This window comes from bacterium (assembly GCA_040755795.1).
Classification (GTDB): Bacteria; UBA9089; CG2-30-40-21; order CG2-30-40-21; family SBAY01; genus JBFLXS01.
The window spans coordinates 1-10,330 of record JBFLXS010000008.1 but is presented as its reverse complement, the minus strand read 5'-3'; the positions used below and the strand labels follow the sequence as shown (position 1 = coordinate 10,330).

At 30.3% G+C, this 10,330-nt stretch carries 16 protein-coding genes; all 16 read left to right on the top strand.

The genetic code is table 11. From position 1 onward, the window contains the following. The first annotated feature begins 614 nt into the window (after nucleotides 1-614). Nucleotides 615-881 carry a hypothetical protein gene (locus AB1414_01145; protein MEW6606043.1) on the top strand — a complete coding sequence of 89 codons (267 nt, stop codon included), beginning with the start codon at nucleotides 615-617 and terminating at the stop codon, nucleotides 879-881. Nucleotides 882-899: 18 nt separating this feature from the next. Next, nucleotides 900-2,177 carry a terminase family protein gene (locus AB1414_01140; GenBank protein MEW6606042.1) on the top strand — a complete coding sequence of 426 codons (1,278 nt, stop codon included), beginning with the start codon at nucleotides 900-902 and terminating at the stop codon, nucleotides 2,175-2,177. A gap of 1 nt (nucleotide 2,178) precedes the next feature. After that, entirely contained in the window at nucleotides 2,179-2,361 is a 183-nt protein-coding gene (locus AB1414_01135) for a hypothetical protein (protein ID MEW6606041.1), read from the top strand. A gap of 3 nt (nucleotides 2,362-2,364) precedes the next feature. After that, a complete protein-coding gene (locus AB1414_01130; protein MEW6606040.1) occupies nucleotides 2,365-4,107 on the top strand; it encodes a hypothetical protein in 1,743 nt (580 codons plus the stop codon). Nucleotide 4,108: 1 nt separating this feature from the next. Then, nucleotides 4,109-4,348 (top strand): hypothetical protein, encoded by a 240-nt coding sequence (locus AB1414_01125; protein MEW6606039.1) that lies wholly within the window; start codon nucleotides 4,109-4,111, stop codon nucleotides 4,346-4,348. A 92-nt stretch (nucleotides 4,349-4,440) separates the two neighbouring features. Then, nucleotides 4,441-5,052 carry a hypothetical protein gene (locus tag AB1414_01120; GenBank protein MEW6606038.1) on the top strand — a complete coding sequence of 204 codons (612 nt, stop codon included), beginning with the start codon at nucleotides 4,441-4,443 and terminating at the stop codon, nucleotides 5,050-5,052. 63 nt (nucleotides 5,053-5,115) lie between these two features. After that, nucleotides 5,116-5,988 (top strand): hypothetical protein, encoded by an 873-nt coding sequence (locus tag AB1414_01115; protein ID MEW6606037.1) that lies wholly within the window; start codon nucleotides 5,116-5,118, stop codon nucleotides 5,986-5,988. Nucleotides 5,989-6,063: 75 nt separating this feature from the next. Next, nucleotides 6,064-6,432: a hypothetical protein gene (locus AB1414_01110; protein ID MEW6606036.1), complete on the top strand. Its 369-nt coding sequence runs from the start codon at nucleotides 6,064-6,066 to the stop codon at nucleotides 6,430-6,432. Further along, the gene (locus AB1414_01105; GenBank protein MEW6606035.1) at nucleotides 6,429-6,665 is read left to right on the top strand and encodes a hypothetical protein; all 237 of its coding nucleotides are present in this window, start codon (nucleotides 6,429-6,431) and stop codon (nucleotides 6,663-6,665) included. Before AB1414_01110 ends, AB1414_01105 begins: the two co-directional genes overlap by 4 nt. Next, nucleotides 6,647-7,390 (top strand): glycosyltransferase, encoded by a 744-nt coding sequence (locus tag AB1414_01100; protein ID MEW6606034.1) that lies wholly within the window; start codon nucleotides 6,647-6,649, stop codon nucleotides 7,388-7,390. Before AB1414_01105 ends, AB1414_01100 begins: the two co-directional genes overlap by 19 nt. Further along, nucleotides 7,335-7,553, top strand: a complete 219-nt coding sequence (locus AB1414_01095; GenBank protein MEW6606033.1) for a hypothetical protein — start codon at nucleotides 7,335-7,337, stop codon at nucleotides 7,551-7,553. The genes AB1414_01100 and AB1414_01095 overlap by 56 nt, the downstream gene beginning before the upstream one ends. Further along, a complete protein-coding gene (locus AB1414_01090; protein MEW6606032.1) occupies nucleotides 7,550-8,194 on the top strand; it encodes a glycosyltransferase in 645 nt (214 codons plus the stop codon). Before AB1414_01095 ends, AB1414_01090 begins: the two co-directional genes overlap by 4 nt. Then, nucleotides 8,142-9,074, top strand: a complete 933-nt coding sequence (locus AB1414_01085; GenBank protein MEW6606031.1) for a glycosyltransferase — start codon at nucleotides 8,142-8,144, stop codon at nucleotides 9,072-9,074. The genes AB1414_01090 and AB1414_01085 overlap by 53 nt, the downstream gene beginning before the upstream one ends. Nucleotides 9,075-9,170: 96 nt before the next feature. Then, on the top strand, nucleotides 9,171-9,488 hold the full coding sequence (locus AB1414_01080; protein ID MEW6606030.1) for a methyltransferase domain-containing protein: 318 nt from the start codon (nucleotides 9,171-9,173) through the stop codon (nucleotides 9,486-9,488). Next, complete coding sequence (locus tag AB1414_01075) at nucleotides 9,475-9,951, top strand: methyltransferase domain-containing protein (GenBank protein ID MEW6606029.1); 477 nt, start codon at nucleotides 9,475-9,477, stop codon at nucleotides 9,949-9,951. Before AB1414_01080 ends, AB1414_01075 begins: the two co-directional genes overlap by 14 nt. Then, entirely contained in the window at nucleotides 9,948-10,160 is a 213-nt protein-coding gene (locus AB1414_01070; protein ID MEW6606028.1) for a hypothetical protein, read from the top strand. The genes AB1414_01075 and AB1414_01070 overlap by 4 nt, the downstream gene beginning before the upstream one ends. Nucleotides 10,161-10,330 lie beyond the last annotated feature (170 nt).

The following is a 10,330-nucleotide window of genomic DNA, read 5'->3' as shown; positions in this document are numbered from 1 at the left end:
AAGAGATTTATATCCAGATAAAAAGATTAAATTTGGTTTAGAAGAAGAAAGAGGAGAGTTATTTGAGTAAAGAAAAAAAAGAAAAAATTAGTTAAGGAACTAAGGAAAGGAATTAAGGGAAATCAGTTTTAAATACATAAGGGAAATCTAATACATAAGGGAAGAGAAATCTGTTCAGGAAGGAAAATCTGTTTTAAATAAAGGAAATCTAGGGGGAAATCTAGAAAGAAATCTAGAGAGAAAGCTAGTTTTAAAAGAAATCTAGAAAGAAATCTAGTTTTAAATACACGCAAGGGAAATCTAGAAAGAAATCTAAAAAGAAAACTAGCTAGAGGAAAAACTAGTTTAAGATACACGTACACTTTAAAAAAGACAAGGAATTTAAAAAGGAATCCATTGAATTTTAAGCAATTTTATTTTTTGGCTTATTTTAGCCAAGAAATAGACTTCGCACAATACACATTATGCGAAGTATGAAAAGGGGGGAGGAGGAGCAGTCAAAAATTTTTGAAATATTATTGTAATTCTCCCACATAATATTTTAGATTTCGACAAATATTTCTCCTAACATTTTCACAAACTTTTATACTAGAAATTTAATAATCTCAAAAATTATGGCCAGAAGAAGAAAAAAACGAGGAAGAGGAAAAATCTCTAAAGCTACTGCTTTAGCTGAAGCTCATAGAAAAGTTATGAGAAGAACTAAAGTAGGAACTGGAAAGAGATTCGCTTCCTTAAAAGCCAAATTAAAGAAGAAAAAAGGAGTAAGAACTCCTGGAGCTTTAGCTGCTTGGATTGGGAGAAGGAAGTATGGTTCAAAGAAATTTCAGAAGATGGCTGTTCGTGGTAGAAAAAGAAAAAGAAGGAGAAGAAGAAAATAAAGAGTTTATCGAACCATTATGAAACTCAAGGAAGAAAAACTGCAAGAAAAAATTGGTTTTAAGCCTTTTAAAGCTCAAAAGGAGATTTTAAGGAATCAGAAAAGAGAGACAGTAATTGCTGCTGGAAATAGGTTTGGTAAAAGTATTTTGTGTGCCTATACAGCTTTTAGAGAATTCTTAAAAGATGGCAAGCATATTTGGATTGTTGCTCCCACTTATGATTTGAGTGGTAAGATTTTTAGTTATTTAACCAAATGGATTAGTAGTTCTTTTCCTAAACTTGCTCCTTTGGTTTCTAATAGACCTATTCCTCAATTAAATTCTCCTTGGGGAAGCTGGATTCAGTGTAAATCAACTGAGAATTTGCCAGGACTTTTAGGAGAAGAATTGGATCTAATTATTATTGATGAAGCAGCTAGAATTCCTAGAAAAGCTTGGGAAGAATATCTTTCCGCTAGACTAACTAGTAGAAAAGGAAAAGCAATTTTCATTTCTACTCCTTGGGGAAAGAATTGGTTTTATCATAAATATCTAGAAGCAAAACAAGTTGATGATGGAATAGCTTTCAATTTTCCCACCATAGAAAATCCCTATTTTCCAAAAGAAGAATGGAAAAGAAACAAAGAAAGGCTACCAGATCAAATTTTCAAGCAAAATTTTCAAGCAGTTTTCCTAGATGACGCAGCTATGTATTTCAGGAAAGTAAAAGAAATTTTTAGAGAATGTTTAAAAGATGCTGATAAATTTCACAATTATATTTTAGGAGTTGATTTAGGAAAATACAGAGATTTTACTGTTCTTTCGGTAATAGATTATCTAACTCATGAATTAGTTTATTGGGATAGATTCAAAAAGATAGACTGGGAGCTTCAGAAGGCCAGAATTATTTCTACGGCTAGAAGATATAATAATGCTAGAGTAAGTATTGATTCTACTGGTTTAGGAGATCCAATAGTTGATGGATTAAGAGCTGAAGGATTGTTTGTTGATGATTTCTCTTTTACTAATAAGTCCAAACAACAATTATATGAGAAACTGTCTATCTTTATTGAAGAAAAGAAAGTCTTTATTCCGCCAATAGAAGTTTTAGTTGATGAATTAGAATCTTTTACAGTTAGATTATCTCCTTCTGGAAAGTTAATTTACGGAGCTCCAGAAGGATTACACGATGATAGTGTAGATTCTTTAGCTTTAGCTGTTTGGCTTTTGTCTGGTAATATTTCAGTAACCAGTCCAATCAGGGAAGAAATCAACAAAGAATTAAGAAAAAAGCCAAAAGTCTATAGCTATCAATAATATGCCTATTCCAAAATCACAAAATGTTTCTTGGCTTATTCATTGGCTAACTAATGAGAACAAGAAACGAAAGAAAAAGTGGACTAGAAAGCAGATCATTGCTATTGCTATTCAGCAAGCCAGAAAAGCAGGAGCAAAGATTCCTAGAAGAAGAAAGAAAACCAAGAAAACCATAATTAAATAATTTATGCAGGGAACAATCTTTGATCAAATAATTAAAGAAAAAGATGATTTTGAAGATGGACAAATTCAGATTGTCTCTGGTTTATCTTTTAATCAAAAAGATATAGTAAGAAGGATTCATCTTTATTATCATGATACTTTTGAAACAGGAGAGAAAGATTCAGAAGGTTGGAAAAAACACTTTTATAATCTCACCAAATTCAGATGTAAAGTTGCTTCTAAAGCTATAGATTTGGATACTAAAGATATTAGATTAAGACCAGAAAATGAAGCTAGCCGTTTAGGAACTTGGCTATTATCTAAAGAATTAAAATTTTGGATGAAAGAAAAAGGATTTGGAAAAACTCTTAATCAGATTACCAAAAATCTTCCTATTTTTGGAACAGTAGTTATTAAAGCAGTAGATGATCAAGTTAAATTAGTTGATTTAAGAAATTTCTATTTAGATGCTGGAGCAGAAGATTTAGATAAAGCTAGATATATTATTGAAAAACACTTTTATACTCCAGATGAGTTGAAAAAAAAGAAATGGGATAATATTGAAGAAGTGATTTCAAAATGGAGAGAAGAGGAATCAGAAGATCAGATTGAAATTTTTGAGAGATATGGAGAAGTAAGAGAAAGTTGGTTAAAAGATAATGGTGATCCAGAGAAATATATAAAAGCAGTTTTTATTGTTGCTTATCCTGAAGAAAAAGAAGGAATTATTCTTTATAAATCAAAAATAGATAAACTTCCTTATAAAGAAGTCCATTGGGATAAAACAGAAGGAAGATGGTTGGGAATAGGAATTGTTGAAGAACTTTTTGATAATCAAATTAGAGTTAATGAATTGATTAACTTAAAAGGAAAAGGATTATATTGGACAGCTAAACTTCTCTTCCAAACCAGAGATCCACTTATTGGTAGAAGTATTTTAACTGAAGCTGATTTTGGAGATATTCTAAAAGTTCAGTCTGAGATAAATCCAATTGATATTAGAACTAGAGATTTATCAGCTTTTGTTCAAGAAGAATCAAGATGGGATGTTCTTTCTGATCAGAAAACATTTGCTTATGATGTGATTAGGGGAGAGAGAATGCCAGCAGGAACTCCTTTAGGATCAGCTATTTTACAATCTCAAATGGCAGGTGGATTCTTTGATCTTCAAAGAGAAAATGTTGGCTTATTCTTAAAAGAACTTCTCTATGATCTAATTATTCCTACTTTTAAAAAGAAAAATAGAGCTGAACATATTATGCAATTCTATGGTAATGAAGAAGAAATGGAAAAAATAGATAGAATGATTGTTAATGGAAGAGTATCAGCTTCTTTGAAAGAATATATTCAGAGAAATAATTTCTTACCAACTTTAGAAGAAGTTGAAATGATTAAAACAGCAGAGAGAACTAGATTAAGAGAAAGAGAAGAAAGAGTTTTAACTATTCCAGATAGCTATTATGAGAATCTGAAATATAAAATAGATATTATCATTACTGGAGAAAGAGTTAATACAGCGGCTGAAATGGCTAGTTTACAGCAGATATTAGCAATAATTGGTACTAATCCAACTATTCTTCAAGATCCAACTACTAAGAAAATATTCTATAAACTTTTAGATTCAGCTGGAATTAACATAGAAGAATTTAGAAGTACTGAAGAGATTCCTACTGTTAGAGAATATGTAGCAGAAAGAGGCGGAGGAATTGCTGCACCTAAAATAGCTTCTCCTACTCCAATAAGGATGCCTGCTGAATTAACTATTTAATATGGTTTTAGATGATAAAGAAAAAAATTTCCTGAGAAATAATAAAGAAGTTCTTAAAAGTATTTTTAATAAAAGACTTGAAGAATTAAAAGATATTTCCACCATAGATGAAAAATCAGAGAATATAGAATTAGATTTAAAAGTTCAAAAAAAATTTGTAGATGAATTAAGACAATGGATTGGTCTTTTGATGACTATAGACAAAACAAATGGTGGTTCTATGAATATAGAATATACTTAATTGGAGACTAAACTCCTTAAAAAGAATCGGAGACAAAACTCCTTAAAATGAATCGGAGCTCTCCACTCCTAAAAATGGAAGGAGGTGAAAATATGCCAGAAAACACTTCTTACCAGGAAGATAAACCTGAAGAAAAAAATCAACCAGAAGAGTTAGAAGAAAGTCCCTATTCCCAAGAGGAATTAGAGGAGGAACCTTCTGAGGAGGAGGAAACCTCTGAAAAACCAGAGCAGGACATCTCCAAGCTCACCGCTCAGAGAGCATATTGGCGAAGAAAATCTGAGAAAGCTGAAAAGAGAATTCAAGAATTAGAAAAAGCAAGAGAAGAAAAGAAAGAAGAACTAAAAGAAGAAGAGAAGCCAAAAGCTACTCTTACTGATCAAGAATGGAAAGAGAAGATTGAGTTTGTTACTTCTCACCGAGATTTAGATAAAGCTGAAGTAGATGAAATCTTTGCCTATGCTAAGGGGAAAGGAATCTCCTTAGAAGATGCTTTTAATTCTGATTTTATCAAATTAGCTTTAGAAGCATCTAAAGAAAAAGGTCGTAAGGAAGAACAAATTCCTGAACCTTCATCTCGTTCAACTATTGAAAAGAAAGAAGATTTCTCTAAAATGCCAGAAGAAGAGAAAAGAAAGAAATGGCCTGAAATGGTTAACGAGTTTCTCAGAGCGAGAAGAACTAGTAGTGAAAGTTTTAAATAGTCTTCTATAGGTTATCCCAGATAAAGTAGGGAAAGTCATAGAAGATTATCAAAGGAGGTCAATATGGCATTTCCTACTAATACTTTTACTGCTACGGACTTAGCGGTCTTTATTCCTGAAAAGTGGAGTGATACGATAAATGATTTCTTTAAGGCAAAGCTTGTAGCAGCTGATCATTTCTTGAACATGACTCCTGATCTAGCTGGTGGTGGTGATATTATTCATATTCCCAATCTAACTGAAATGGCTGCTTCTACTAAGTCTAATGCTACGGCTGTAACTTTAGTTAGTCCAACAGAAACTTCTGTTGATCTGACAGTTACTACTTGGAAAGAATGTTCATTTGCTATTGAGGATTCAGAAGCAGATCAGATAATGCGTTCTTATACTCTTCAACAGCGTTATATTCAGAATGCAGGTTATTCAATTGCTAAAGCATTGGATACTGCCATTCTTGGTCTATACTCAGGACTTTCTCAATCAGTAAATGACTCTGCTTCTGCAGTAGCTGATGCTGATATTTTAGCAGCTATTCAGAAGTTAGATGAAGCTGATGTTCCTGCTGAAGATAGAGCTTTCTTCTTCTATCCTTCAATTACTTGGGGAGATTTGATGGCCATTGATAAGTATACTTTGTTGGAGCAGGCAGGAGTGGCAGCTGTTCAAAAAGGAATGATTGCTAAGTTATATGGAATTCCTGTAATTTCTACTACTCAAGTTCCGATAACAGCAACTGACTTCGTTCATAATATTCTAGCTCATAAAGAAGCTTTTGCTTTTGCTACCAGGCCATTACCTGGTGCTAAAGAAAATGGAGTAAGATTACAGTCTAATTATATGGCTGATTATCTTTCTACTATTTCCACAGCAGATATTATTTATGGAGTAGTTGAAAATCGGGATGCTGCAGCTGTAGAAATTCAGTCCATTAAGTAGTAGTTTAAGTTAACTCGGATTAGACTTTCTGCCAAATTGGTTAGTCTAATCCGACAATTTGGGAGTTAACTTAGTATGGAAAAGACATTTTTAGTAAAAACTAATAGAAAAGAACCAATTCAAGTTTCAGAAAAAGTAGCTGCTCAGCTCCAAGCTCAAAGAAGAGGAGAAGTATTGGGAGAAGTAAAGGATGTAAAACTAAAAAGAGGAAGTGAAATTTGTTCAATTTCTGAATTTAGACAAAAATATATTTCTAAAGAATATCTGCCTGATGGAAGAACAATCAGAAAAGTTGCTAAAGGATTTGAGCCAGTTTATGAATTAGAAAAAAATTCAAGACCTCAAGTGAAACTTAAAAAAGGAGCCTATAGTGATAAAACAGTAGTTAGTCAAGGAGGAACTGAAATTCCTTTTGAACAATGGCTTAAAATGAAAGGAAGATGAAAAAAGAAAGTTTTAAAGAAATATTAGAATATTGGAGGAAATATGGAGCTCCTGGAATTCTAAGACAAGGATTTATTAGTTCTGAAAAGAATATAAAGAAGCATTTGGATAAGAGAGAGAAAATTTTAGAGAAGCATGAACAAGGAAAATTAGAAAGTCATTATTATTCAAGAAATAAAGAGACTGGTAAATATTATTTAAGTCCCAAAAAATTATGGCAAGAAGGAGCTTAAAAATAGTTGGTATAACTTGTGTTTATAATGAAGCAAGAAAATATTTAAAGGAAGTCTTAATAGAAAAGTCTAAATTATGTGATAAAATTATTGTTTTAGGAGATAGTCCTACAGATGAGACAAAAGAAATTTGTGAAAAATTTTCTAAAGTAGAATATCGGGAAACAAAAGAGAGATTATTTAATACTCATCAATGGTTATTGAAAGAACTTGCTTTGAAATATGCTTCCTATAAGAAACCTGATTGGATATTAGCTTTTGATGCTGATGAGCTTTTTGAGAAAAGAGTTAATAGAAAAGTTTTAGAAGAATTAGCTTTTAAAGGACACAATTCTTATTATTTCAGATTTGTTCATCTTTGGGATGATAGAGAACATATTAGAGTAGATAGAGGTTGGGATAAGCTTTATAAGGTAATTTTCTATAAATTTCAGCCAGATCAAGAACAAAAATTTGCTAAAAAGGCTTTACATTGTGGATTAGCTCCATTATATGCTCATCAGAAACCAAGACCAGAGGTTTCTGGATATATTGTTAAACATTTAGGTTATATGAAACCAGAAGATAGAAAGAAGAAATTTCTTAGATATAATAGATTTGATTCTTCTGGATTCTATAAGCCTAAATGGTGGTATAATTCAATAATTGAAAAAGGAAAAATTATTCCTTTTGAAGAAAATTATGGCTATCAAGACGATCAAATGCGTCAATCCAAAAGGAGTTGAGGTAGAAATTTCCGAGGTTTGGTTTGAAGATCACGGAAAGTCTCTTGGCTATCAAAAGAAAGGGGAAGTAAAAGTAGGAGGGCCAAAAGAAGAAAAAGTAGAAACTAAGGCAGAAACTGAAGAAAAGCCTAAAGCTACTCGCGGAAGACCTAAAAAAAAATAAAGACAGTAGATATTATACTGGTAAAGTATAATGTTCCTGAATTTGAAAAAAAGACAATAAGATCAGTATTAAAAAATACTGATGAGCCTTATGGTCTAATAGTTTATCAGAATAGTTTTAAAGATGAGAATTTATCTACTGTCTGGAATAAATTGATCAGTAAAAGTGAAGCTGAGTATATTTGTCTTTTGAATAGTGATCTTTTAGTTGAAAAGAATTGGTTGAAGAAGTTATTAGAGGTTTTTGAAAGAGAATATAAAACAGATATAAGACAAAGGGAAGTAGGAGCGGTTGGTCCAGTAACTAATTATGCAGGTGGAAAACAAGGACAAATAAAGAAAGTTAATGAATATAAGGCAATTGAAACAGGAACATTATCTGGATTTTGTTTGGTATTCCCTAAAAGAATTTGGCAAGAAGTAGGAGGATTTAATGAGATTTATAAACTATATGCCGAAGATAGTGAATTTTGTTATCATATTCGGCAGAAATATAAATTGATAATTAGACAAGATGTTTTCATCTATCATTATGGTGGAATCTCAACTAAAAAAGCTATTAAAGCAGGAAAAGATATCCAAGGAATTCTTGAAGAAAGTAGAAAAATATACAGAAAAATCTCGGCTGGCAATCATACTTAGAGAAGATCATATGTGGGGACCAATGCAGCAAGGATTAAAAGAAGCAGCAGATCTTTTAAAAGGAAAAATATTTCATCTTTATAGTAGAGCTTTAATACAAGAATTAAAAGAATATCAACCAAGAGAAATAATTGTTTTTCATAATAAACCTTTAGATTTTAAAAAGTTAAGAGAATTAGAAGGAACAGAAATTGGCTGGTGGATGTGTGATTTAAGAAAACCTGAACAATTATTGAATACTGAATTAGATTTCTTAAAAGCAATTTTTCTTTGTAATAAAGAATATATTCCAGATTATGAAGAATATTATCAAATTCCTACTTATTATATGCCTCAGGCTTCGGTTTTGGCTAAGAAAATACCTACTTCAGAGGAAAAAATAAATTGGGATATAATCTTTGTGGGAAGATTGAATCATCCAATTTATCATCAAGAAAGAAATATAACCATAGATGGTTTAAGAAAAAAAGGATTTAAAGTTGAAGTTAGATGTAATCCTTCATATGGAGGAGAAGAAGAGGAAAGAATTGAAAAACAAACAAAATGGCTTTATAAATATTCTCCTTTCTGTTTAGTTCAATCAATAAATATTAAAGGATATAATTCAGTTAGACTTTATAATGTTCTAGCTTATCAAGGATTTGCTTTAGTTAAATATTTTAGAGGAATTGAAGACTTATTTGAGAATCATAAACACCTTTGTTGGTTTAAAACTATAGAAGAAGCAGAAGGTATTATAAATTATTATTATAAATATCCAAAGAAATATCAGAAAATAAAAGAAGAAGGACATAAATTATATCTTGAAAAACATACTTGTTTACATAGAGTTTTAAATATGTTAGATATTCTTAAAAAAAATGCAAAAAAAAGTTTATGATTTTGTTGCTGAAATTGTTAAAAATAAGAAATTAGAAAATAAAAAAGTTTTAGAAATGTAAGAGATTTATTTAAAGGAAAATATATTGGCATAGACATGCGAGATGGCAAAGGAGTAGATATTATTATAAATGCTCATGATTTAAAATATAAAGAAGAATTTGATGTAATAATTTGTTTAGATACTTTAGAACATGATGATAATCCTTTTCAAACAATAAAAAAAGCTTATCAAGCCTTAAAAATTGGGGGAATTATTCTTATAACTGTTCCTGGAATAAATTTTCAGAAACATGGATATCCAAGTGATTATTGGAGATTTACAGAAGAAGGATTAAAAGTTTTATTAAAAAATTTTAAAAAATTAAAAATTAAAAAAATTCATAAAGAGATTTATGGTTTTGCAGAAAAATAAATTAAATCTTGGTTGTGGATTTGATAAAAGAATAGATGATGATTGGATACATATTGACAAATCTTCAGAATGTAATCCTGATTATATTTGGGATATCACTAAAATTCCTTGGCCAAAAGAGTGGGCTAAAGCAAATTCAATAGATTATATCAAGATGGATAATTTGGCTGAGCATATTGAACCTGAAACTTGGATAGAAGTTATTAAAGAATGTTATAGAATATTAAAACCAAAAGGAATTATTTGGATAAGAGTTCCTTGGTGTCATCCTAATAATTATTTAGCTGCTTTTTCAGATCCAATGCATTGTAATTATTTTACTGAACAGACTTTTGGTTATTATGACTGGCGAACACCTCGTTGGAAAAATTTTGGTAGATGTTATGGAATTCCTAAATTTGAGATAATTTCTCATAAAGCTGAAGGTATATTTATTACTTGTGAATTAAAGAAAGTCTTATGAATAAAAAAGAATTTTATAAGAAATATAAAGAAAGAGCTAATGAAGAAATCTGGAGGCTTGAGTTTGAAACTAGATTTTTAGAAAGAGCAAAATTAGCAAGTAAAGAAGAAATAATTTCTTTAAATAATACTATTAAAGATTATACAAAAGCAATAAGAATTTTAAAGAAAAAAATAGAGTTAATAGATGAGATTTTAAAAGGATTATAAAATTATGGAAATTTCAATTATAAAAGAATTAGAAAATTTAAAACGACGAGTTAGAAATCGTCAAATTGAAATTACAAAATTAAATAGAGAAATTGAAGAAAAGAAACAAGAAATTGATAAAATTTCAAATGAAATAAATGAAAAGAAAATTAAAAAAGAAGAAATTTTTA

What these genes read in the sequence shown, in the direction of transcription:
- AB1414_01145 (MEW6606043.1), top strand. Translation starts at nt 615, where the DNA reads ATGGCCAGAAGAAGAAAAAAACGAGGAAGAGGAAAAATCTCTAAAGCT.
- AB1414_01140 (MEW6606042.1), top strand. Translation starts at nt 900, where the DNA reads ATGAAACTCAAGGAAGAAAAACTGCAAGAAAAAATTGGTTTTAAGCCT.
- AB1414_01135 (MEW6606041.1), top strand. Translation starts at nt 2,179, where the DNA reads ATGCCTATTCCAAAATCACAAAATGTTTCTTGGCTTATTCATTGGCTA.
- AB1414_01130 (MEW6606040.1), top strand. Translation starts at nt 2,365, where the DNA reads ATGCAGGGAACAATCTTTGATCAAATAATTAAAGAAAAAGATGATTTT.
- AB1414_01125 (MEW6606039.1), top strand. Translation starts at nt 4,109, where the DNA reads ATGGTTTTAGATGATAAAGAAAAAAATTTCCTGAGAAATAATAAAGAA.
- AB1414_01120 (MEW6606038.1), top strand. Translation starts at nt 4,441, where the DNA reads ATGCCAGAAAACACTTCTTACCAGGAAGATAAACCTGAAGAAAAAAAT.
- AB1414_01115 (MEW6606037.1), top strand. Translation starts at nt 5,116, where the DNA reads ATGGCATTTCCTACTAATACTTTTACTGCTACGGACTTAGCGGTCTTT.
- AB1414_01110 (MEW6606036.1), top strand. Translation starts at nt 6,064, where the DNA reads ATGGAAAAGACATTTTTAGTAAAAACTAATAGAAAAGAACCAATTCAA.
- AB1414_01105 (MEW6606035.1), top strand. Translation starts at nt 6,429, where the DNA reads ATGAAAAAAGAAAGTTTTAAAGAAATATTAGAATATTGGAGGAAATAT.
- AB1414_01100 (MEW6606034.1), top strand. Translation starts at nt 6,647, where the DNA reads ATGGCAAGAAGGAGCTTAAAAATAGTTGGTATAACTTGTGTTTATAAT.
- AB1414_01080 (MEW6606030.1), top strand. Translation starts at nt 9,171, where the DNA reads ATGCGAGATGGCAAAGGAGTAGATATTATTATAAATGCTCATGATTTA.
- AB1414_01070 (MEW6606028.1), top strand. Translation starts at nt 9,948, where the DNA reads ATGAATAAAAAAGAATTTTATAAGAAATATAAAGAAAGAGCTAATGAA.